The sequence below is a fragment of the Bradyrhizobium sp. WSM1417 genome (assembly GCF_000515415.1).
In the GTDB taxonomy this organism is placed as follows: Bacteria; Pseudomonadota; Alphaproteobacteria; order Rhizobiales; family Xanthobacteraceae; genus Bradyrhizobium.
This window is the reverse complement of the sequence record NZ_KI911783.1, coordinates 534,383-555,985: the sequence shown is the minus strand read 5'-3', so window position 1 is coordinate 555,985 and position 21,603 is coordinate 534,383. Positions and strand designations below refer to the sequence as shown.

The window sequence follows — 21,603 nt, the reverse complement described above, 5'->3', positions numbered from 1 at the left end:
CGGCTTTAGATCATGCGGCAAGAAGCAGGATTTCGCGCACCTGCGCGGGGCCGTCGATCTTGCGCGGGTTGCGCGGGATCCAGTTCGTGCGCATCGCAGCGTCCGCGATGGCGTCGAAATGCTCCGGCGAGACGCGTACATCGGCGAGGCTGCGCGGCATGCCGAGCGAGCGGATGAAGGCATCGAGCACATCGGCCGCCTTGTGACCCGGAAAGCCCATTGCGGCCGCGACGATCATCTGGCGCTCGGCATTGTCGGGCGCATTCCAGCGCATTACGGCCGGCAGCATGATGCAGGAGGTGTAGCCATGCGGCACGTCGAAGGTTGCGCCCAGCACGTAGCCGATGCCGTGGCTTGCCCCCATCGGCACGCCGGCGGCGAGGGCGCCCATCGACAGCCAAGTGCCGATCTGCGCATCCATGCGCGCGTCGAGGTCAGCAGGATCAGCCTTCACCCGCGGCAGCGCGTCGGCGAGCATCGCGAGGCCCTTGACCGACTGCGCGTCGGCATAGGGGTGCGTCTCGCGCGAGCAGATCGCCTCGACGCAATGATCGATGGCGCGGATGCCGGTCGAGAGGAACAGCCATTCCGGCGTGTGCACGGTGATGGCGGGATCGAGGATGGTCGCGCGCGGAACGCTGAGCGGATGCCGCAGCATCTGTTTCACATGGGCGGTGCGGTCGGTGACACCTGCGATCGAGCTGAACTCACCGCCGGCGATCGTGGTCGGGACGCTGATCTGACGCACGGTCGGCGCATTCATCTCAGGCACGACGCCCTTGTGCACGCGGATACGTTCGATGCCGTCGACGTCGTCGATGCCGTTGGCAAGGCAGAGCTGCACCGCCTTGGCGCCGTCGGTGATCGAGCCCCCGCCCACGGTGACGATCAGGTCGGCGCCCGCCTCGCGCGCTGCATTGGTTGCGGCGATCACCGCCTCGCGCGGTGTGTGGGCCGGCATGGCATCGAAGATGCCCGCGCAATTTGTGCCCAGGGCCTGTTTGATCTTCGTGATTTCGTCGGTCTGCCGGTTGAGCGTGCCCGAGACCATCAGGAAGGCGCGGCGCGTCCTCAGCCGGTCCATCTGCGCGACCACGGCCTCGGCCGCGGGGTGGCCGAAAACAACTTCCTCGATCGCGCCGTAAACGACACGTCCCTGATGCACGCCTGTCCTCCCCGGACAATTCGTCTTGTTCTTCTGGGGGTAGTCTAACCGCGCTGGCGGCATTCGTCATGCGCGAAGACGCTGAGCTCTATCTGCTCCCTCTCCCCGCTTGCGGGGAGAGGGTTGGGGTGAGGGGGGCTCTCCGCGAGGGAGCCGATAGTTTGACTCGCGGAGAGTCCCCCCTCACCCGCCGCGCTTCGCGCGTTGGCCTCTCCCTGCAAGCGGGGAGAGGCGAAGGAGCGTCGCTTCTCTCCCTGTCAACCCGTCATCCGGCCAGGGCATTCCTCCGAGCATTGCCCGCGCTTTGGTCTTGAAGAGTTCATCATTGCGACCCATCTTGTGTCGCCCGCGGGTACAGGCGTACCCTGATATTTCTGCGGTTTCTATGCGAGGACCTGGGATGAGTGGACCGGACGGAAGCGAGCAGTTTGTCAAAAAGCACGATTTCGTTCAGTCCCGGCCTTACGCCATAGCCGGCCTTGTCGCCGCGGCCTTTGCGCTCACCGGCTGTGGCCAGCCGACCCCGCAAGCGGCCGCGCCGCCGCCCGCGCCGGTGACCGTCGCCCAGCCGGTCAAGCGCACCGTCACCGATTGGGACGAGTTCACCGGCCGCTTCGAGGCGATGGAGGAGGTGCAGGTCCGCCCGCGCGTCGGCGGGTTCGTCAACTCTGTCGAATTCCAGGATGGCGCCATCGTACGTCAGGGCGATCTGCTCTATGTCATCGATCCACGTCCGTTCGAGGCAGTGGCCACGCAGGCGGAGGGGCAGCTTTCCGATGCGCGTGCCAAGGTGGAGCTTGCAAAGCGGGAGCTCGATCGCGGTTTGAGCCTGGTGCAGACCAGTGCCGTCTCCGAGCAGGTTGTCGATCAGCGCCGTCAGGCCTTGCAGGCCGCGCACGCTGCCGAAACACAGGCCGAGGGTGCGCTCAAAGTCGCCAAGCTCAATATCGAATTCACGCATGTGACGGCGCCGCTGACCGGCCGCGTCAGCCGCCACCTTGTCAGCCCTGGCAATCTCGTGCAGGGTAGCGATACCGGAACGTCGACGCTGCTCACCTCGATCGTGACGCTCGACCCGATCTACATCTATTTCGACATGGATGAGGCGACCTTCATCAAATACAGCAAGCTGTGGTTCGAAGGCCGCCGCCCGAGTTCGCGCGATACGGCGAACCCGGTGCAGGTGACGCTCGCCGGCGAGGCCAAACCATCCCGTGAAGGCAGTATCAATTTCCTCGACAACCGCCTCGATGTCTCCACCGGCACGCTGCGCAGCCGCGCCGTTATCAAGAACACCGATCTGTCGATCCTGCCGGGTCAGTTCGGTCGCGTCCGCCTGATCGGCAGCGCGCCCTATGAGGCGCTGCTGATTCCGGACGTCGCGGTTGCGACCGACCAGTCGCGCAAGATCGTGTTCGTGGTCAAGCCGGACGACACTGTCGAGGCGCGTCCCGTGGTGCTCGGACCGCTCGACGACGGCCTGCGCGTGATCCGCGAAGGATTGAAGGCAGACGACCGCGTCATCGTCAACGGCATCCAGCGCGCCCGTGTCGGCGCCAAGGTTGCCCCGCAGACTGCGCCAGCGCCGGCCGGTGGCAAGCCCGGTGACAAGTCATGAATCTCGGCCGTCTCTCCATCAACCAGCCCATTCTCGCGATGGTGCTGTCGATCGTGCTGCTGATCGTCGGCGCGCTGGCGTACACCACGCTGCCAGTCTCCGAATATCCGCAGGTGGTGCCGCCGACCGTCGTCGTCACCACGCAATATCCCGGCGCCTCCGCGCAGACTGTGTCCGACACGGTTGCAGCGCCCATCGAGCAGGAGATCAACGGCGTCGAGGACATGCTGTATCTCTACAGCCAGGCGACCTCGAACGGCCAGCTCACCATCACCGTCACTTTCAAGCTCGGCACCGATCTCGACAAGGCCCAGGTGCTGGTGCAGAACCGCGTCGCGATCGCGCAACCGCGTTTGCCTGAAGAGGTTCAGCGCAACGGCGTCACCACGCGCAAGAACTCGCCCGACATCCTGATGGTCGTGTTCATGCTGTCGCCCGACGACACGTTCGACCAGCTCTACATTTCCAATTACGCGCTGCTGCAGGTCCGCGACCAACTGCTCCGCATCGATGGCGTCGGCGACATCCAGATCTTCGGCGCACGCGACTATTCAATGCGGTTGTGGCTCGATCCAGACCGGATCGCCAATCTCGGCCTGACCGCGACTGAGGTGCTCGCTGCGATCCGCGCGCAGAACGTGCAGATCGCGGGCGGCCAGATCGCCGAGCCGCCGATCGCCGACCGCGCCTTCCAGCCGAACCTCACCTTCACCGGGCGATTGAAAGACCAGAAGCAGTTCGAGGACATCCTGATCAAGGCCGGCTCTGACGGCCGCACGGTGCGCCTGCGTGACGTCGCCCGTATCGAGCTTGGTGCTCTCGCCTACTCCACCAACAGCTTCCTGCTGCGCAAATCGGCGGTCGCGATGCTGGTGACGCAACGGCCGGGATCGAACGCCCTCGCGACCGCGAAGCACATCTCGGACACGATGACGAAGTTGAAGGAGACCTTTCCGAAAGGCCTCGACTTCAATATCGGCTACAACCCGACCGAGTTCATCGCGCAGTCCGTCCATGAGCTGATCAAGACCATCTACGAGGCCATGTTGCTCGTGGTCATCGTCGTGCTGGTGTTCCTGCAGGGATGGCGGCCTGCGATCATTCCGATCATCGCGATCCCGGTTTCGCTGGTCGGCACCTTCGCGGTGATGGCGGCGCTCGGCTTCTCGATCAACAATCTCACGCTGTTCGGCCTCGTTCTCGCCGTCGGCATTGTGGTCGACGATGCCATCGTGGTGGTCGAGAATGTCGAGCGGCATCTCGAGCATGGCATGAGCCGGCGCGATGCCGCGCTGAAGACCATGGAGGAGGTCGGCGGCGCATTGGTGTCGATCGCGCTGGTGCTGTGCGCGGTGTTCGTCCCGACTGCGTTTCTGGGCGGCATATCCGGGCAGTTCTTTCAGCAATTCGCCGTCACCATTGCGGTCGCGACCGCAATCTCCTGCTTCTGCTCATTGACACTATCGCCGGCGCTGGCTTCGCTTCTCCTCGTCCCGCACGAGGAGAAGCGGCCGCCGGCGCGCTGGAATATCCTCGCCCGCGGCTGGAATGCTTTCACAGGCCTTTTTAACCGCCTGTTCGACCGTCTCGCGCATGGCTACGCCGGCCTCGCCAATTTCGTGATCCGGCATTCGGTGGTGATGATCCTGGTCTACGTCGTGCTGATCGGCAGCGCCGGCTGGCTGATCGCCACCACGTCGCAGGGCTTCATTCCGGCGCAGGATCGCGGCTACGTCATCATCTCCGTGCAATTGCCGGGCGCGGCCTCGCTGGCGCGCACCACCGAGGTCGTGCGCGAGATCGAACGGATCTCGCTGGATACGCCCGGTATCGTCCGCGTCGCCGCTTTCGCGGGCTTCTCCGGCGCGACGCGCACGCAGGCCGGCAACGCGGCGGCGCTCTTCCCGGTGTTCGACGAGCCCGAGGCGCGGATCAAGAAGGGATTGTCTGCGAACGCCATCACGGTCGATCTACGCAAGCGCCTGGCCGCGATTCAGGGTGCCTTCATCATCGTGATTCCACCGCCGGCCGTGCCGGGCATCGGCACCGGCGGCGGCTTCACCATCCGCATCCAGGACCGCCAGGGCCGTGGGCCGGAGATGCTCGCCGCGGCTACTGACGAGCTTGTCGCCGCAGCGCGCAAATCGCCCTCGCTGCTCGCTCCCTCCGTGTTCTCCCCGTTCTCGGCCAACACGCCGCAGCTCTTCGTCGACATCGACCGCACCAAGGCGCAGAAGCTCGGAGTTCCCATCGCCGGCATCAACGACACGATCCAGACCTATTTCGGATCGACCTATGTCAACGACTTCAACCTGTTCGGTCGCACCTACCACGTCACCGCGCAGGCCGACTTCCCGTTCCGCAAAGAACCAAGCGACCTCTCGCGCCTGCGCACGCGCAACGCCTCCGGCGACATGGTGATGCTCGGCAGCGTGGTCGACTTCAAGGATGTTTCCGGCCCTGACCGTGTCGCGCGCTACAATCTCTACGCGGCGTCCGAACTGCAGGGCGAGCCGGCGCCGGGCACCAGCTCGACCACCGCGCTCAACGCGATCAAGAAGCTCGCCGACGACACCCTGCCGAGCGGCTTCACCTTCGAATGGACTGATCTGTCCTACCAGCAGATCACGGGCGGCAATGCGGGTCTCTACGTGTTCCCGATCTGCGTGCTGTTCGTCTATCTCGTCCTCGCCGCGCAATATGGCAGCTGGACCTTGCCGTTCGCGGTGATCCTGATCGTGCCAATGTGCCTGTTGGCCGCCACCATCGGCGTGCGCATCATGGGGCAGGACGTCAACATCCTCACTCAGATCGGTTTCGTCGTGCTAGTGGGGCTGGCGGCAAAGAACGCGATCCTGATCGTCGAGTTCGCGCGCGACATCGAGAACGAAGGCAAGCCGCGGCTCGAGGCCGTGATCGACGCCTGCCGCCTGCGCCTGCGGCCGATCCTGATGACGTCCTTCGCCTTCATCCTTGGCGTGCTGCCGCTGGTGATCTCGTCGGGCTCGGGCTCGGAGATGCGGCAAGCCGTCGGCGTCGCCGTGTTCTTCGGCATGATCGGCGTCACCCTGTTCGGGCTGTTGTTCACGCCGATCTTCTACGTGGTGGTGCGGAACCTGGCCGAGGGGAAGAACGAGGGCAAGCCGAAGGCGGTGGCCTGATTCCCCTCCAATGTCGTCCTGGCGAAAGCCAGGACCCACTACCCCAGGGAGTGGTTGCTGTGCGAGCTGCTAACTCCGAGACTTCGCCAAACTGCTCCCTGGGCTAATGGGTCCTGGATCAGCGCTCGCTCCGCTCGCTTGTCCAGGACGACGGCAGCTCCTCATCAAGATGGCCGCGCCCATACTAACGGCCTAGGCCGAAATGGATGGGCAGGCGCGGGGTTCTTCACTAGTATCCGCGCGATTTCAAAACAGAAAACTGCTGGGAGCCAACGAATGAAATCAGCACTTTTGGCCGCTGTCGCAAGCTCCGCCCTGTTGCTGGCCGAGCCGGCCTCTGCGCAAGGCGTCAAGATCGGCATCCTCAACGACCAGTCCGGCGTCTATGCCGATTACGGCGGCAAATGGTCGGTCGAGGCCGCCAGGATGGCGATCGAGGATTTCGGCGGCGAGGTGCTGGGGCAGAAGGTGGAACTCGTCACCGCCGACCACCAGAACAAGCCGGATCTTGCGACCTCGATCGCGCGCCGCTGGTATGACGTCGAGAATGTCGACATGATCACGGAGCTGACGACCTCATCGGTCGCGCTCGCGATCCACGAGCTCTCCAAGGAAAAGAAGAAGATCGACATCGTCGTCGGCGCTGCGACCTCGCGCCTCACCGGCGATGCCTGCCAGCCCTACGGTTTCCACTGGGCCTATGACACTCGCGCGCTCGGCGTCGGCACCGGCGGCTCGCTGACCAAGGCCGGCGGCGACAGCTGGTTCTTCCTCACCGCGGACTACGCCTTCGGCTATGCGCTCGAGAAGGACACCAGCGAGATCGTCACGGCTAATGGCGGCAAGGTGCTGGGTTCTGTGCGCGTGCCGCTCAACTCCTCGGACTTCTCCTCCTTCCTGCTCCAGGCGCAGAGCTCGAAGGCGAAGATCGTCGGCCTTGCCAATGCCGGCCTCGACACCACCAACTCGATCAAGCAGGCGTCCGAGTTCGGCATCGTCTCCGGTGGCCAGAAGCTCGCGGGTCTCCTGATGACGCTCGCCGAAGTGAACGGCCTCGGCTTGCAGGCCGCGCAAGGCCTGGTGCTGACCGAGGGCTATTACTGGGATATCAACGACCGCACGCGCAATCTCGGCGAACGCTTTCTCAAGCGCACCGGCCGGATGCCGAACATGATCCAGGCCGGCACCTATTCGGCGACGCTGAGCTATCTCAAGGCGGTCAAAGCCGCCGGCACCAAGGATCCGGATGCGGTCGCCAAGAAACTGAAGGAGCTGCCGGTCGACGACGACTTCGCGCAAGGCGGCAAGGTGCTCGAGAACGGCCGCATGGTCCACGACATGTATTTGTTCGAGGTCAAGAAGCCCTCGGAATCGAAGAAGCCCTGGGATTATTACAAGCAGCTCGCGGTCGTTCCCGGCGACAAGGCGTTCTTCACTGCCAAGGAGAGCGGCTGTCCGCTGACGAAGTGAGATGACGGCGGCTTAAAAAGCGAGATGTCGTCCTGGCGAAAGCCAGGACCCATTACCCCAGCCGGCAATTGTTGAAACAAACTGTGGCCACGATCGTGCCCACAACCATGCCCTGTGGTTATGGGTCCTGGCTTTCGCCAGGACGACGCCGAGTGTGTAGGAACAGCCCGCCCCTCACACCAGCCGCAGCACCACCGCGCCCAACGCCCCCGCCCACAGCGCGATGGCCGCAATACCCTGAATAAAAAATCCCGGGCCGCGTTTTGCGGCGGCCTTCGAATATCCGATGAAGTAGACGATGCGGCCGACGATCCAGACCGCGCCGATCGCCGCTGCACCGGCATCATTGATGTAAATCGCAAACAGCCAGAGCGACGGCAGGAAGATCGGCATCCATTCCAGCGTGTTCATCTGGATCCGGAACGCGCGTTCAAAATCCGGATGGCCAGACATTGCCGGCACCTTGACGCCGGTCTTGGTGCGCGCGCGCGACACGTTGATGGTGGTGAAAAACTAGAACAGGATCGCCAGCAGCGTGACGAGGGCGGTGAGGTGATGCATCGCTAGTCCCTTCGAAGAGGTCCCGGTTCAATACCCGGTCAGCTCGAGATAGCCAACGCCGTCATGCGTGCCGGCAAAGCTGATCGGTCCTTCCCAATAGGAAAAGCCGGTCCCCATCCACGCCTTTGGATTGAGCGGCTTGCACAGGATCGAGAACGACCGCGAGGGAATCGCGATCTGCCATTCCACCGGCAGCTTGTGTCCCGCGACCTCGGCGGTCGCCTTCGGACTCATCTGGATGTCGTCGCCCGCAATCATGTGCGTGTCGCCGGCGGCGGAGATCCAGTTGCCGAACGGATAATTTTGGCCGTCCTTCTGGCGCAGCCGGTACAGCATCAGCTTGTCGCCGGACGCGAGATGCAGCGACAGCCAGTCCCAGCCGGTCTGGTCGGCGTCGAGCGGCTGGCTGCTCCATTCGCGGTCCATCCAGGCCTGGCCGGAAACATCGACCGTCCCGTCGTCGATGCTGAGCGTGCCGCGGGCGCGGTAAAACGGCTGGCTGTAATAATAGGAGGCCTGTCCGCGCTCCGACTTGCGGCTGTAGCCGCCGTCGCCCTGCAGCGCCACCGGACGATCGGCCTCAAGCGTCAGCGCGTAACTGAAGTCGGTGCCAGCGGCCTTCAGCGTCAGCGGCGCCAAGGTGCGATCTTCAGTGTGCTCGGATCCGTTCATCGCCCAATCGTCGATCCAGGCTGAGAACGGTTTCGCCGTGACGCCGGCCTGTCCCACACCGCCGCGGGAAAACAGCTCGTTGATACGGTGGGTATCGGCGCGCGTCACCGCCGCATGCGCCATCCACACCTGCTGATTGGCCCAGCCTTCGCCCTGCGGTCCCGGCTGCGTCGCCTGGCGAAACAGCGTCCATTGCAGGCCGCAAGCCGCGCCGCTGGCATCGACGAGATTCGCCGTGAGATACCACCACTCGATGCGAAACTCCGGATGCGGCCCGTGATCGGCCGGAAAGGCGAGTGTCTTTCCCGGCGTCACTTTGGCAAAGCCGTCGGCCGTCGCGCCGAGCCCGGCATAGCCTTGTGCGCCCGCGCGGCGGACTGCCGCGAGTGCGGCGATGCCGCCGGCGAAGGTGCGTCGCGAGATCCTGTCAGCGCTCATTGGCAAACACCTTGACGAGGCTCGCCGGCTGCATTCGGGCCAGTCGGATCATCGGCAGCAGGGCGGCAAGCAACGAGGCAAACAGCGCGACCGCGACCAGCTCGACCAGTTGCAACGGAAATACATGAAACGGCAGCCGCCAGCCGAACGCCTTCACGTTGACGATCGCGATCAGGCACCACGCCACCAGCAGCCCGAGTGGCACGGCCAGGAGCGAGGTGAACAGCGCGACCGACAGCGTCTTGGTCAATTCGATCGCGGCAAGGCGTGGCCGTGTGATGCCGATCGCCCAGAGCGGCGCGAGCTGCGGCAGGCGGGAATTCGCCAGCGTGAGAAGGCTGGTCAGAAGCGCGATGCCGGCGACGCCGAGCGTGAACGCGTTCAGTGCCGACGTCACCGCAAAGGTGCGGTTGAAGATCCGGATCGACTCCGCCTTCACCGTCGCCTGGTCGGCGACGCTGCGGTCGTCGAGCGCAAACTGCGTCTGCAACGCCGTGATCAGGCCGGGGATATTCTGCTTTGCGACAATGAGGCCGATGCGCGTCTGCGGCGTCTGCGGAAAATGCCGGATCAGCGCCGCGACATTCACCGCGAGCTGGCCCTTGGGATTGCCGTAGTCGGCATAGATGCCGACGATGTCGAGCTCCCAGGTGCCGCCCGGCGCCGGGACCTCAACGACGTCACCGACGCGGACGTTGAGGCGGCGGCTCAGCTGCTCGCTGATGAAGGCCGCATTACCGGGCACGAGCCGGGTCCAGGCACGGGGCGCGGCTTCCAGCAGCGGCCAGCGCTCGCGATAGAGCGCATGATCGGGCAGGCCGAGCAGCTCCACCGGCTGGCCCTGTACCTGCGCCTCGGCGCGTCCGCCCGACAGGATCGCCTCGACATCGCGGCGCTCCTTCAGCCAGTTGCGGATCGCGACGCCTTTCGCATTGTCGGAGGCGCTGATGTAGACGTCGGCTGCGAGCCGCCCGTTGAGCCAGCCGATGAAGGTGCGGCTGAACGTTTCCACCATGGTGGACACGCCGACATTGACGGCGAGCGCGAGCAGCAGCGCCATCAGCGCCAGCGACAAACCCGAGAGCTGCTGCCGGCTGTCCGCCCAGAACCACAGCGCGAGCGGCCTTCGTGCGAAACGCTGCCCGGCCCGCAGGATGATGTCGAGGAAGGCCGGCAGGATCAACGCGGCGCCGAGCATCAGCGCTGCCAGCACGCCAAAGCCCGCGATCAGCGATTGCCCGTACTGGAGCAGCAACAGCGCGACCGCGAACACGGCGCAGGCAGCTCCGCTTTGCAGGATCAGCCAACGGCGCTGCCTCTGTTGCCAGGCGCGCGGCTGCGCGGTCGCCAGCACCGGCATCCTGACGGCCTTGATCAGGCTGGTCGCCGCGGCAACAAGCGCGCCGGCAATGCTGATGCCGATCCCGGCGAGCCACCATTCAGGTCGCAAGCTGAGCTGCCCCGGGATCTGCGCGCCATAGAGTCCACGCAGGGATGCTGCGACGTCGGGCAAGAGCGCGGCCGCAATGAAATAGCCGCAGGCAAGCCCGATCAGGCCTGCGACCAGCGACAGCGCCACGAGCTCGACAACCAGCACGGTGTTGACCAGTCGCGCCGAGGCACCGCAGGCCCGCAGCGTGCGCAGCATTGGCAGCCGCTGCTCGAAGGCGAGGCCGACGGCCGAATTGACGATGAAAAGACCGACGAAGAACGACAGCAGGCCGAACGCAGTGAGGTTGAGGTGAAAGCTGTCGGTGAGGCGCTCCAGCTCAGTCTCCGCATCCGGCTCAACCCGCTGCAAGCGGTCGCCGACGACGCTCGCCAAGGGCGCGAGCTTGCCCTTCGGTTTACCGATCAGCAGCCGCGAGATCTGGTCCGGCTTGTTCAGCAGGCGCTGCGCCACGCCGATATCCACGACGAGCACGTCGGGCACGAGCTGCGGCAGCACGCGCAGCGGCGGCAGTTTTGCGCCGTTGCTGATCGCTGGTGCCGCGCCCTCCTGCTCCTGCAAATCGGTCATCGTTTCCTTCGCCACCAGCGTCTGGCCCGGCGGAGCCACGAAGCTGCTCAGATCGGCGGCACCGAGGCGCGGTGCGTTGCCGACATCGACCGGCAGCGTCACCGGCTCGATGCCGAGCAGCCGGACCGAACGCCCGTTGACCTGGACCCGTCCCTCCAGCATCGGCGAGACCGGCCAGCCGGCGCGGCGGAGCCTGACGAACAATTCCTGCGGGAAGGTCGCGGCATCAGGTGCGACCAGCATCGGCGTGCGCGCGCCGCCGAAGGTTGCCGCGGCGCGGTCATAGGCGTTGCGGGCCTGCTGGTTGATCGCCTGCACGCCGCTCCACAGCGCGGTCGCCGCAATCAGCCCGATCAGGAGCGTCGCGAACTGCATCTTGTGGCGCCGCCAATGGCTGAGCAGCACCGCGAGGACCCAGAGCGCGCGCCTCATGCGATCCGCCCGGCATGCAGATTGACGTGGCGATCGAGTGTCGCGGCCAGATGCAGGCTGTGCGTCACCATCAGAAAGCCGCAGCCGGTGCGCGTGACGAGGTCGCGCGTCAGGGCCAGCACGTCCTCGGCGGTGGCCTCGTCGAGATTGCCGGTCGGCTCGTCCGCCAGCAGCAACGACGGCTTTGTTGCGAGGGCCCGGCCGATCGCGACCCGTTGCTGCTGTCCGCCCGATAATTGTTCTGGATAACGCTTGAGCAGGCCGCCAAGCCCGAGACGTTCGATCAGCTCCTTGTACCAAGCTGCGTCGTACCGGCCGGCGATCCGCGCCTGAAACACCAGATTGTCTCCGACCGACAGACTCGGGATCAGATTGTACTGTTGAAACACCAAGCCGATCCGGTCGCGCCGAAGGCCCGCGCGTCCCGCATCGGACAATTTGGTGACCTCGATGTCCTCCAGGCGGATCGTGCCGCCATCGGCGGCATCGAGCCCTGCGATCAGGTGCAACAGCGTGCTCTTGCCGCTGCCGGACTCACCGGTCAGTGCGACGCGTTCGCCGGCCTTGAGGTCGAGATCGACGCCGCGCAGGACATGGACCGGCTCACCGGCCGAAGAGAACGTCTTGGAGAGGTTTCGGATGCTCAGCACGATGAATGGCGCCGGACGGAATTAGCGGGATTGCTGCGTAGCACACTTGCTGCGGAAATGCCGGGTTGCGTTGGTCTTGAAGCCGTTGTTAGCTCCTAAGAGGACCACATCAAAAAAGTGCCAAAAAGGGACGACGGGGAGAACGATGAGCGCTCAGGCAACGCAGCCCGCGGCGGGCAAGATGACGGGGATGTCCAAGGAAACGTCGAAGCAAACGTCCAAGGAAACGCCAAAGGGGGCCTGGACCGTTACATTTCTCCTGTTTCTTTTCATGCTGGTGAACTTCGCCGACAAGATCGTCGTCGGTCTCGCGGGCGTTCCGATCATGACCGAGCTGAAGCTCGAGCCCGAGCAGTTCGGTCTGCTCGGTTCGTCGTTCTTCTTCCTGTTCTCGATCTCGGCGATCGTGGTCGGCTTCATCGTCAACAAGGTACCGACCCGCTGGGTGCTGTTGACCCTCGCGGTGATCTGGGCGCTGACGCAGTTTCCGATGGTCGGCACCGTCTCTTTCACCACGCTCCTGATCTGCCGCATCGTGCTCGGCGCCGGCGAAGGCCCGGCGGCCTCGGTGGCGATGCACGCAGTCTACAAATGGTTCCCCGACGAGAAGCGCACGATGCCGACCGCAATCCTGTCGCAAGGTTCGGCCTTTGGCGTGATCCTGGCGGTCCCGGCGCTGAACTGGATCATCGTCAATCATTCCTGGCACTATGCGTTCGGTGCGCTTGGAATCGTCGGCCTGATCTGGGTCGCCGCCTGGCTCGCACTCGGCAAGGAAGGCCCGCTGGACACCCACGCATCGGCCGTGATCGAACCGAAAATACCCTATCTGCAGCTTCTGACATCGCGCACCTTCATCGGCTGCGTGACCGCGACTTTCGGCGCCTATTGGGCGCTGTCGCTCGGGCTCACCTGGTTCACGCCCTTCATCGTCAAGGGCCTCGGCTTCTCGCAGTCTCAGGCGGGCTTCGTCTCGATCCTGCCCTGGGTGTTCGGGGCGACCATCGTCATTCTGACGGGCTGGATCTCGCAGGTGATGCTGGCACGCGGCTACACGTCGCGGATCTCCCGCGGCGTGCTCGGCTCGGTGCCGCTGATCGTCGGCGGCCTGATCCTCGCGATGATGCCGCACGTCCAAGGCGCCGGCCTTCAGATCGCCCTGCTCGTGGTCGGCTCCGGCCTGTGCGGCGCGATCTACGTCGTCTGTCCGCCCATGCTCGGCGAGTTCACGCCGACGTCGCAGCGCGGCGCGGTTCTCGCGATCTACGGCGCGCTCTATACGCTTTCGGGCATCGTCGCGCCGTTGGTGATGGGCAGCGTGATCCAGCGCGCCGGCAGCATGCTGGACGGCTACATGACCGGCTTCACCATCAACGCCGCGATCATGGTCGGCTCCGGCCTGCTCGGGCTGCTCCTGCTCTGGCCGAACACGGAAAAGGCCAGGCTGACCGGTGGAGCTACGCCGCAGGCCGCGCCGCTGAAGAGCGCGGTGTCGCCGACGTAAGGGGGCCACTTCAGCCAACCCAATCACAACTGTCATCCCGGCGAAGGCCGGGATCCATAACCACGATTTTTAGTTGGGCGAAGACTGGTATTGACCAGCCCGCGCCGCAACACCTTTCGGTGGCTATGGGTCCCGGCCTTCGCCGGGACGACGGTTAAGTTTGTAGTGGCGCTGGTGACTTAAGAACTGGCTTTCGCCTTCCGCTCCGTGAACGGCGACAGCACCACCGTCGCGAGCATGAAGATCACGGACGCCCCGAACACCCAATGCGGCGCGCTCTGGTCCATGATCCAGCCGAACAGCAGCGGGCTGACGATGCCGCCGAGATTGAAGCCGGTGGAGACGATGCCGAAGGCGCGGCCGGCCGCGCCGGGCGGCGCTGCATTGCGCACCAGCATGTCGCGCGAGGGCGCGATCACGCCGGAGAGGAATCCCGCAGCCGCCATCGTGGCGGTCAGCGCCCAGCCCGGCAGCGTGACCAGCGCGATCAGCAGCACGATCGCCGCGTTCGCGGCGAAGCAGGCGGCGGCGACATAGCCGTGGCGCTCGGTGCGGTCGGCAAGGAAGCCGCCCGCGAGCACGCCGGCGGCGCTTGCACCGAGGAACGCGGTGAGCGCGACATTGGCCGCGGAATAGGTCACACCGTAGCCGCCCATCAGCGCCACTACGCCGAAATTGTTGATGCCGGCGACCGACAGGCTGAGCAGCATGAACAGTGCTGTCAGCGTGATCAGCGCCGGCGTGATCACGGCTTGTTTTGGTGCGCCCTCGGTGCCCGGCTTGGTCTTGTGCGCGCTGGCATCGGGAATGTTCATCGTCACCAGCAACAGCGCGACCAGAACGCCGATCGCACCCGATGCGATCAGCGCACCGGCGCCACCGGACACGATGACCATCGCGGCGACGATCGCCGGCGCCACCGCGCCGCCGAAATAGCCGGCAAAAGTATGGATCGAGAAGGCGCGACCCATCCGCGCTTCATCCATGTGCTCGGCAAGGATGGCGTAATCGGCGGGATGGTAGACGCTGTTGGCGAGCCCGAGCAGCACGGCGCAGGCGATCAGCGAGGTGTAGCTGAGATGCAGGCCGAGTAGGATCAGCGCGAAGCCGCCGAGGGTGAGACCGCCCAGCAGGATCCGTCGCGCGCCAAAGTGGTCGACGAGATAGCCGGTCGGCGCCTGCGTCAGCCCCGACACCACGGCCGACACGGTGAGCGCAAAGCCGAGCTCGACATAGCCGACGCCGAGTTGATTCTTGAGGAAGGGAAACAGCATCGGCAGGACCAGCAGATGGAAATGGCTGACCCAATGCGCGATCGAGATTCCCGTCAGCGTGCGTAGCGCGCTGTCCGCCTTGCCTTGTTGCGGTGCGGCGAGAACGTCGACCATTGCAGTTCCGTTTTATGTCCTTTGGAGACGCGCAAACTATCGGCCAGAGCGGTTATTTGTCCATGAACGCAGGCGCATGGCAGTAGCGCGGGGCGGGAGAAGTGAGGGGCAGGACGCTTCCGCATCGTCGTCCCGGCGAAGGCCGGGACCCATAACCCCAGGAAGGAGTTTGGCGGAGGATGATCGTGGGGTACTGCGACCTGCCTCGATCGAGAGATCACGCGGTATGGGTCCCGGCCTTCGCCGGGACGACACTGATGATGTTGCGCCAGCGCGCGACTAAGGCCTTGTCTGCGCGACCCCTCAAAATGGCTCGTCATCCGGCCCGTAGCGGTCGCGCTTCGGTGTCGCGATGTCGCCGTCTTCGTAATCATCGTCTTCGGTGTCGCGCGGAGGCGGAGGCTTCTTCGCTTTGTCTTTTGCTGGCGTTTCGTCCGCAATTTTGGGCGGCGCGTTCGGCTTGCCGATCTTGGCCATGGCTGGTCCCGGATGGTGATGCTGCGCCCGATCCTATCCGGAAGATATGTGCGGTTCCTGACTTATCTCAAGGCGGTCAGTGCACCACCGGCCCGCCGGCCTTCTTCCAGGCATCGATGCCGCCGGCGATGTGGGCGGTGTTGGTGAGCCCGGCCTCCTTCGCGGCGGCGACAGCCATCGCGGAGCGTTCGCCGAAGGCGCAGAAGAACACGACGCGGCGGCCGGTGGCGGCCGCGACCTCGCGCAGCATGCCGCCGGGCTTGAGGCTGTCCTCGACAGACGGATAGGGCGTATGCAGCGCGCCTTCGAGCATGCCGTGCTTCATCCGTTCGTTGGCCTCGCGCAAATCGACCAGTAGGATATCGGGCCGGCCGAGGCTGCGGATGGCCTCGACGGCGCGCAGCGCGCGGCCCTCTTTCTCCAGCTCCTCCTGGTGCAGGCCGACATGCATGTTGGCGGGCACGGCGACGTCCATCATCTTCGGATTGGGCAGCTTCAGATTGGCCATCAGCTCGATATAGTCGTCGACCGAGCGCACCTGGAGCCGCGGATTGTAGCGCTTCTCCTCGCCGATGGTGGAGACGGTGTCGCCCTTGTAGTCATGCGCCGGGAACACCATGGTCTCGTCCGGCAGCTTGAGCAGGCGGTTGAAGATCGAATCGTACTGCGCGCGCGACGAGCCGTTCTGGAAATCGGTGCGGCCGGTGCCGCGGATCAGCAGCGTGTCGCCGGTGAAGACGCGGTCGCCCATCAAATAGGAATAGGAATCGTCGGTGTGACCGGGCGTGTACATCACGTCGAGCGACAGGCCCTCGATCGTCACCTTGTCGCCGTCGGCAACCCGCATCGCCACCACGTCGGCCTTGGTCTGGTCGCCCATCACGGTCATGCAATGGGTGCGGTCGCGCAGCTCGCCGAGGCCGGTGACGTGGTCGGCGTGCAGATGGGTGTCGACGGCCTTGACCAGCTTGAGGTCGAGCTCGCGCAGCAGCTGGCAGTAGCGGTCGACCTTCTCCAGTACGGGATCGAGGATCAGCGCCTCGCCGCCGGGGCGGCTCGCCAGGAGATAGCTGTAGGTACCCGAAACACTGTCGAAGAGCTGACGGAAGATCATGGCGAGACCCGGCGTGAATTACCCCGAGATTCTACTACATTTCGGGCTCACAAGAGAAGCAATTCACTGTGTAAGCAGCAAAATTTGGAAGATTTTTATTCCTGTGACGGGCGAGTGGGCGTCACCTGGCCACCGCTGTCATTCCCCGCGAAGGCGGGGAATCCAGTACGCCGCGTCCTTTCCGTACCCCTCGCGGTCTCGGAGTACTGGATCGCCCGCCTTCGCGAGCGATGACACCGATGTGCCGCGACGCTTTGCCCCGACAAAAGGCTCAGGGCCTCACCAATGTGTACCCGTTCTCGCTGAGAAACAGGATCTGCCCGACCCCGACCTGCACCGGTGTCGCCGTGGGGATGAAGTCCGGCCGCTTGCCGGTCTCCCGTTCGATCGTGTCGACGGTGTTGAGACAGATGTCGAAGCGTACGCCTTGCGCGATCAGGCTCTCGACCTGCTTGCGGCGCTCGTTGCCTGACAACAGGAGATCGATGCCGGGACCAAACGCCACCACCTCGACCGCCACCTTGTCGGGGTCGTAGGCTTTCAGCAAATTGTTGGCGACGCTGAGCACCAGAGCTTGCTTCCTGGCATCGCCATCGGAGAGCTGCAGCACGATCTTGTGCTCGGCGAACGGCTTGTCCTGGAGCGGCACCTGCTGCGCGAAAGCCGGCGGCGCCGCCCAGGCGAATAGCGCCAGCAGCATCGCGGATAGGGTTTGCGACCGCATCATCCCTGTCCTGCGATGCCCGGATTGCCGTCGACGCCTTTCAGCGTGACGCCGGAGCCGAGCCGCTCCTGAAACATCCGGCCCGAGCGCAGATATTTGGCCACCACATCCCACACCGGCGCGCCCTGCTGGCCGTTGACCGAGGCCCAGCCCGCGACCTTGTAGCGGTGGCTGGCACTGAGCGCCTTGCCGCCATGGAGCTTCAGCTCCGAGATGCGGCTGCCGATCGCCGCCGTCGGCGTGCAGGTGTAGCTGAGCCCGCCGGCGCGCACCATGTCGCCACCCTGCTGGTAATAAGGATCGGTATTGAAGAGATTGTCGCAGACGTCTTCCAGCACGTCCTTGATCTGGGCGCCGGTCATCTCCTGCACATAGGTCTCGGGATAGCTGATCGCGGTTTCGGCGAGCAAATCCTCCATCGTCAGCGCCTGACCGGACAGCCCGGTGACGCCCCAGCGGAAGCCCGGCGACAGCGCGATCTCGGCGTTGAGCTCGGTGCGTAGCGCGCTGCAGATCAGCTCGTCGACCGGGCCGGCGAAATTGTCGCGGCGATACAGCAGGCGATCGGGCGTCGCGATCTTCTCCAACCAGTCGTTGACGTAGGGCGCCCGCAGCCGGCCGATCAGTTCGGCCATCCCAGGATCAGGTTTCAACAGCTCGGAATAGACCGGCAGCAGATGATATTTGACGTCGCCGACCTTGCCCTTGTCGAGTGCGAGATCGAGCACGGCCAGGAATTTCCCGTTGGAGCCGGCATTGGTGACCAGCGTCGTGCCGCTCGCATTTTTCACTGCAATGGGCTGCGGGATCGCGTCATGGGTATGGCCGCCGAGGATGACGTCGATGCCGGTGACGCGGCTTGCGAGCTTGAGATCGACGTCCATACCGTTGTGCGACAGCAGGATGACCGCATCGACCTTGTCGATGCCGCGCAAGCCATCGACATGCTTCTGAAGTTCCTCCTCGCGGATGCCGAAGCTCCAGTCCGGTGTGAACCGTTTGGGATGCGCGATCGGCACGTAAGGGAAGGCCTGGCCGACGATCGCGACGCGGTGGCCGCCGAGCTCCTTGATCACGGAGGGCTTGAACACGCGCCCCGTCGCCTTGTCGAAGGCGGCGGCGTCGTTGAATGCCGCTTCCTCGGTGAGGAAAACGTTCTGCGCCAGAAACTCGCCCTTGAAGCGCGCGAGATTGTCGCGCAGCGCCTGCTCGCCGTAGGTGAATTCCCAATGCCCGGTCATCGCCTCGATACCGAGCAGGTTTGCGGCCTCGACCATGTCGCGGCCCTGCATGATGTTGGCCAGTCCCGAGCCCTGCCAGAGGTCGCCACCGTCAACGAGCACGGAGTGTTTTTCGCCGACATCGCCGCGCAAGCGGTCGATCAGCGTCTTCAGATGGGCGAAGCCGCCGAGCTTGCCGAAGCGACCTGCGGACTTCTCGAACTCGAAGCAGCTGAAGGCATAGGCGTCGGCGCTGTCAGACCTGATGCCGAAACGGTCGAGGAAGGCGCGGCCGACCAGGTGCGGCGGCCGTCCCGCCATCTCGCCGATCCCGATATTGATGCTGGGCTCGCGAAAATAGACCGGATTGAGTTGCGCATGCGTGTCGGTGAGGTGAAGGATCCGCGCATTTCCGAACCGCTCGAGGTCGTAAATGCTCGCGGCCTCAGCACCGCGCGCAAGCCGTGGCAGGCTAAGCGATGCGGCAGCAAGGCCTGCATTCTTCAGGAAATCGCGGCGGCGGATCGCCATCCAGAAATTCTCCGCGCCCTCTCATGGTCGCAAGGCTGTTGCAGGAGCGAACAGTCTAGCGGATTTCCATCGCCTTCCAGGCTTCTTTTTCGGAAATCGCCTGGAAGACCGACGCTTTCGCCAGCGCCTCGGCCTCCCTGGCTGCGGCCACGGCGCGGTCGAAATCGCCGCCATCGGCCGCCTTCTTCGCGGCGGCCAGCGTCGAGACGGTCACGGTCCATTGGTGGCGCAAGCCGGCAGCCTCCTTTGCGGCAGCTTCGGCGGCGGAATAGGCGGTCTTGTAGTCTGCCTCATTTGCAGCGTGGGCCGCCGGCGCGAGGCTCAGGGCGAGCGGCAAGGCAAGCACCACGGCGAGAGCAAGTGACCGCTTCATGGCCGCGCTCCCGGTCCCGATATCGGCAGGCCGTTGGCGACGTAGGACAGGAAATATTCGACGTCGCGATATTCATCCGCCTGCGGCTCCAGCGGAACCGCGCGGGTCTGGCTGTTACAGGTGATGAAGCGGCGGCTGGTGGTGCCCATGCCGCTCCATTCGGAGCGGTAGATCGGCATCGCGTTCAGAATGCCGAGCGCCGGCGCCAGGATCTCGGCGCGGATGCGCTCGCCCGGGCTCTGCACATGGCAGCTCGCGCAGGAGAAATTCAATTGGCCGCGGCGCGTGTAGAAATAGCGCTTGCCGTTCTCGAAGGCCGCGAGCGCGCGAGGATCATCGGGAATCTTGATGTCCATCGGCTTGCCGCGCGAGGTGAAGGCCATGTACGCGGTGAGCGAGGCCATCTCGTCCTTGACGTAGGAATAAGGCGCCTCGCCATTGGCCTCGCGGCAGCGGTTGAGCGCCAGCTCCAGCGTGACGACCTTGCCTTCCTTCTCGTCGAAATAAGGATAGTTCTGACGGATGCCGATGCCGCCGTTCGGGAAGCAGTCGGCATAGGTCTTGCCGTTCTTGAACGGGGTGGCGAACATTTCCTTGCCGGCGTCGAGCGCGAACTCGTAGGGCGGGAATTCCTCTTTCTCCTGCCACTGCCGCTTCATGTCCTCGTTCATGGAATAAGGACCGTTGACGAAATCCTCGTGCTTCACGGTCGGGAATTTCTGGAAGAAGAAGTTCTGGAACGCCTTGGCATCGGCGACGGGGTCGACCTTGTCGGCCGCCACCACGCGCGGAGAGGTGAGGGCGAACGCGACGAGCGCGGCGCTCAACGAACCAAGCAGGATGGAGGTGCGGGCCTTCATCACGAGATCTTCGCGGTGGTCGTGTCCGACGCACCCTTGTTATCGGTCCAGGAGACCTTGAGATCGTCGCCCTTCTTGGCCCCCTTGAAGCTGAACTTGACATAGGGGTCCTTCGAGATCGCGGTGCCCCAATCGGCAACGAAGACGTCCTTGCCGTTACATTCGAATTTCAGCTGCTGGATGTAATGCGCCGGGATCAGCTCGCCCTTGCCGTCCTTGACGAAGCCGGTATCCATCGGGTGCTGGATCAGTGCCTGCACCTCGGTGATGTCGCCGTTGGCGGTGGCGCGGACGCGAATGCTGGATGCCATCTCGATCTTCCTCGCTTAGCCGCCGCAGCCGCCGACGGTGACCTTGACCTCTTTGGTCGCGCTGTAGAGCTTGCCGTCGGCCTCCACGATCGCAACGACGTTGGTGGTCTTGGCCATCTTCAGCCGGTTGGCGACAGCAGGGATCGTGCCTTCGGGAATCCTGTAGGACGCGGCCAGCGCGCTGGGGTTCTCGGCCACGAAGAACGAGATCGAGGTGACCTTGTCGAGCGTCGTCGTCACCGAGATCGGCACCACGCCGCCGTTCTCGGCGATCTCGGGGGCGTCCAGCTTGACCTTGTCGGACGGCTCGGCGGTTTTGCCGTAGATCGCCTTGATGGCGTCCGCCTCGCTCTTCTGCTTGAACGCCTCTTCCGGATATTTGTCGTTGGCCGCGGCGCGCGCGGGAGCGGCGCCGAACGGCAGATTGCCGAGGCCGAGCAGCGCGACCGAGGCTGCGCCCTGAACGATCAGGCGCCGCGTCGCGCTTGGGCCGGTGAGTGTGGTCATCTCGGGTCTCCTCACCAATCTCTTGGCGTGCCTGAAGTCACAGGGTCTGCAGGAAATCAACGATCGCGCTGATCTCCTGTTCGGTCAAAATCCGGTTCCGGCCGAACGGCGGCATCATGGTCTGCGGATTGCGCTTGGTCTCGTCGAAGATGATCGCGGCCAGCTCGTTGCGATCGGGGTACTTGGCCTTGAGGTCCTTGAGTTCCGGCCCGATCGTTCCCGGCAGGTCGCCACCCTTGATCACGTGGCAGGTCAGGCAATTGCCCTTGCCGCGGTCGAAAGCGAGCTTCTTGCCGTCGGCCACAGCGGACTGCGCCCACGCCGGGCTGGCGAGGCCGGCCGCAATGGCCAGCAAGATGAACAGAACGGGCGTCCGGGAAAAAGCGGTCAAGGCGTCATTCCGAGGC

19 protein-coding genes are annotated in these 21,603 nt (G+C 64.6%); 4 read left to right on the top strand and 15 right to left on the bottom strand.

Annotated elements, in window-relative coordinates; genetic code table 11:
* Positions 1–10 precede the first annotated feature (10 nt).
* Complete coding sequence (locus BRA1417_RS0102770) at positions 11–1,165, bottom strand: iron-containing alcohol dehydrogenase (protein WP_027514507.1); 1,155 nt, start codon at positions 1,163–1,165, stop codon at positions 11–13.
* A 400-nt stretch (positions 1,166–1,565) separates the two neighbouring features.
* On the opposite strand from BRA1417_RS0102770, the gene BRA1417_RS0102765 reads away from it, so the two are divergent.
* From BRA1417_RS0102765 to BRA1417_RS0102755, 3 genes are all read left to right on the top strand, one after another.
* Positions 1,566–2,783 carry an efflux RND transporter periplasmic adaptor subunit gene (locus tag BRA1417_RS0102765; protein ID WP_027514506.1) on the top strand — a complete coding sequence of 406 codons (1,218 nt, stop codon included), beginning with the start codon at positions 1,566–1,568 and terminating at the stop codon, positions 2,781–2,783.
* A complete protein-coding gene (locus BRA1417_RS0102760) occupies positions 2,780–5,944 on the top strand; it encodes an efflux RND transporter permease subunit (protein WP_027514505.1) in 3,165 nt (1,054 codons plus the stop codon). Before BRA1417_RS0102765 ends, BRA1417_RS0102760 begins: the two co-directional genes overlap by 4 nt.
* A gap of 276 nt (positions 5,945–6,220) precedes the next feature.
* Positions 6,221–7,414, top strand: coding sequence for an ABC transporter substrate-binding protein (locus BRA1417_RS0102755; RefSeq protein ID WP_027514504.1), 1,194 nt, complete (start codon positions 6,221–6,223; stop codon positions 7,412–7,414).
* Between the two features lie 174 nt (positions 7,415–7,588).
* Here the strand turns inward: BRA1417_RS0102755 and BRA1417_RS39460 are convergent, their stop codons facing one another.
* The 4 genes from BRA1417_RS39460 to BRA1417_RS0102735 form a co-directional block, all read right to left on the bottom strand.
* A complete protein-coding gene (locus BRA1417_RS39460) occupies positions 7,589–7,915 on the bottom strand; it encodes an MAPEG family protein (RefSeq protein WP_245286340.1) in 327 nt (108 codons plus the stop codon).
* Between the two features lie 87 nt (positions 7,916–8,002).
* Positions 8,003–9,085 carry a lipocalin-like domain-containing protein gene (locus BRA1417_RS0102745; protein ID WP_027514503.1) on the bottom strand — a complete coding sequence of 361 codons (1,083 nt, stop codon included), beginning with the start codon at positions 9,083–9,085 and terminating at the stop codon, positions 8,003–8,005.
* On the bottom strand, positions 9,075–11,537 hold the full coding sequence (locus tag BRA1417_RS0102740) for an FtsX-like permease family protein (RefSeq protein WP_027514502.1): 2,463 nt from the start codon (positions 11,535–11,537) through the stop codon (positions 9,075–9,077). The genes BRA1417_RS0102745 and BRA1417_RS0102740 overlap by 11 nt, the downstream gene beginning before the upstream one ends.
* Positions 11,534–12,187, bottom strand: coding sequence for an ABC transporter ATP-binding protein (locus BRA1417_RS0102735; RefSeq protein WP_027514501.1), 654 nt, complete (start codon positions 12,185–12,187; stop codon positions 11,534–11,536). Before BRA1417_RS0102735 ends, BRA1417_RS0102740 begins: the two co-directional genes overlap by 4 nt.
* A 145-nt stretch (positions 12,188–12,332) precedes the next feature.
* On the opposite strand from BRA1417_RS0102735, the gene BRA1417_RS0102730 reads away from it, so the two are divergent.
* Complete coding sequence (locus BRA1417_RS0102730; RefSeq protein WP_027514500.1) at positions 12,333–13,691, top strand: MFS transporter; 1,359 nt, start codon at positions 12,333–12,335, stop codon at positions 13,689–13,691.
* Between the two features lie 179 nt (positions 13,692–13,870).
* Here the strand turns inward: BRA1417_RS0102730 and BRA1417_RS0102725 are convergent, their stop codons facing one another.
* The 10 genes from BRA1417_RS0102725 to soxX form a co-directional block, all read right to left on the bottom strand.
* Complete coding sequence (locus BRA1417_RS0102725) at positions 13,871–15,079, bottom strand: MFS transporter (protein WP_027514499.1); 1,209 nt, start codon at positions 15,077–15,079, stop codon at positions 13,871–13,873.
* Between the two features lie 303 nt (positions 15,080–15,382).
* On the bottom strand, positions 15,383–15,556 hold the full coding sequence (locus tag BRA1417_RS43560; RefSeq protein WP_156948556.1) for a hypothetical protein: 174 nt from the start codon (positions 15,554–15,556) through the stop codon (positions 15,383–15,385).
* Between the two features lie 76 nt (positions 15,557–15,632).
* Complete coding sequence (locus tag BRA1417_RS0102715) at positions 15,633–16,670, bottom strand: MBL fold metallo-hydrolase (protein ID WP_027514498.1); 1,038 nt, start codon at positions 16,668–16,670, stop codon at positions 15,633–15,635.
* 271 nt (positions 16,671–16,941) lie between these two features.
* Positions 16,942–17,397 carry a hypothetical protein gene (locus tag BRA1417_RS0102710; protein ID WP_027514497.1) on the bottom strand — a complete coding sequence of 152 codons (456 nt, stop codon included), beginning with the start codon at positions 17,395–17,397 and terminating at the stop codon, positions 16,942–16,944.
* Positions 17,394–19,145, bottom strand: coding sequence for a thiosulfohydrolase SoxB (gene soxB, locus BRA1417_RS0102705; RefSeq protein ID WP_027514496.1), 1,752 nt, complete (start codon positions 19,143–19,145; stop codon positions 17,394–17,396). The genes BRA1417_RS0102710 and soxB overlap by 4 nt, the downstream gene beginning before the upstream one ends.
* Positions 19,146–19,200: 55 nt before the next feature.
* A complete protein-coding gene (locus BRA1417_RS0102700; protein WP_027514495.1) occupies positions 19,201–19,518 on the bottom strand; it encodes a hypothetical protein in 318 nt (105 codons plus the stop codon).
* Positions 19,515–20,378 carry a sulfur oxidation c-type cytochrome SoxA gene (gene soxA / locus BRA1417_RS0102695; RefSeq protein WP_027514494.1) on the bottom strand — a complete coding sequence of 288 codons (864 nt, stop codon included), beginning with the start codon at positions 20,376–20,378 and terminating at the stop codon, positions 19,515–19,517. The genes BRA1417_RS0102700 and soxA overlap by 4 nt, the downstream gene beginning before the upstream one ends.
* Positions 20,378–20,689, bottom strand: a complete 312-nt coding sequence (soxZ, locus tag BRA1417_RS0102690; RefSeq protein ID WP_027514493.1) for a thiosulfate oxidation carrier complex protein SoxZ — start codon at positions 20,687–20,689, stop codon at positions 20,378–20,380. Before soxZ ends, soxA begins: the two co-directional genes overlap by 1 nt.
* A 15-nt stretch (positions 20,690–20,704) precedes the next feature.
* Positions 20,705–21,196 carry a thiosulfate oxidation carrier protein SoxY gene (soxY, locus tag BRA1417_RS0102685; protein ID WP_027514492.1) on the bottom strand — a complete coding sequence of 164 codons (492 nt, stop codon included), beginning with the start codon at positions 21,194–21,196 and terminating at the stop codon, positions 20,705–20,707.
* Positions 21,197–21,233: 37 nt separating this feature from the next.
* Positions 21,234–21,587: a sulfur oxidation c-type cytochrome SoxX gene (gene soxX / locus BRA1417_RS0102680; RefSeq protein WP_027514491.1), complete on the bottom strand. Its 354-nt coding sequence runs from the start codon at positions 21,585–21,587 to the stop codon at positions 21,234–21,236.
* Positions 21,588–21,603 lie beyond the last annotated feature (16 nt).

Excerpts from the sequence above, each read along its gene's own strand:
- BRA1417_RS0102765 (WP_027514506.1), top strand. The coding sequence starts at position 1,566 with ATGAGTGGACCGGACGGAAGCGAGCAGTTTGTCAAAAAGCACGATTTC.
- BRA1417_RS0102760 (WP_027514505.1), top strand. The coding sequence starts at position 2,780 with ATGAATCTCGGCCGTCTCTCCATCAACCAGCCCATTCTCGCGATGGTG.
- BRA1417_RS0102755 (WP_027514504.1), top strand. The coding sequence starts at position 6,221 with ATGAAATCAGCACTTTTGGCCGCTGTCGCAAGCTCCGCCCTGTTGCTG.
- BRA1417_RS0102745 (WP_027514503.1), bottom strand. The coding sequence starts at position 9,085 with ATGAGCGCTGACAGGATCTCGCGACGCACCTTCGCCGGCGGCATCGCC.
- BRA1417_RS0102740 (WP_027514502.1), bottom strand. The coding sequence starts at position 11,537 with ATGAGGCGCGCGCTCTGGGTCCTCGCGGTGCTGCTCAGCCATTGGCGG.
- BRA1417_RS0102730 (WP_027514500.1), top strand. The coding sequence starts at position 12,333 with ATGAGCGCTCAGGCAACGCAGCCCGCGGCGGGCAAGATGACGGGGATG.
- BRA1417_RS0102725 (WP_027514499.1), bottom strand. The coding sequence starts at position 15,079 with ATGGTCGACGTTCTCGCCGCACCGCAACAAGGCAAGGCGGACAGCGCG.
- BRA1417_RS43560 (WP_156948556.1), bottom strand. The coding sequence starts at position 15,556 with ATGGCCAAGATCGGCAAGCCGAACGCGCCGCCCAAAATTGCGGACGAA.
- BRA1417_RS0102715 (WP_027514498.1), bottom strand. The coding sequence starts at position 16,670 with ATGATCTTCCGTCAGCTCTTCGACAGTGTTTCGGGTACCTACAGCTAT.
- BRA1417_RS0102710 (WP_027514497.1), bottom strand. The coding sequence starts at position 17,397 with ATGATGCGGTCGCAAACCCTATCCGCGATGCTGCTGGCGCTATTCGCC.
- soxB (WP_027514496.1), bottom strand. The coding sequence starts at position 19,145 with ATGGCGATCCGCCGCCGCGATTTCCTGAAGAATGCAGGCCTTGCTGCC.
- BRA1417_RS0102700 (WP_027514495.1), bottom strand. The coding sequence starts at position 19,518 with ATGAAGCGGTCACTTGCTCTCGCCGTGGTGCTTGCCTTGCCGCTCGCC.
- soxA (WP_027514494.1), bottom strand. The coding sequence starts at position 20,378 with ATGAAGGCCCGCACCTCCATCCTGCTTGGTTCGTTGAGCGCCGCGCTC.
- soxZ (WP_027514493.1), bottom strand. The coding sequence starts at position 20,689 with ATGGCATCCAGCATTCGCGTCCGCGCCACCGCCAACGGCGACATCACC.
- soxY (WP_027514492.1), bottom strand. The coding sequence starts at position 21,196 with ATGACCACACTCACCGGCCCAAGCGCGACGCGGCGCCTGATCGTTCAG.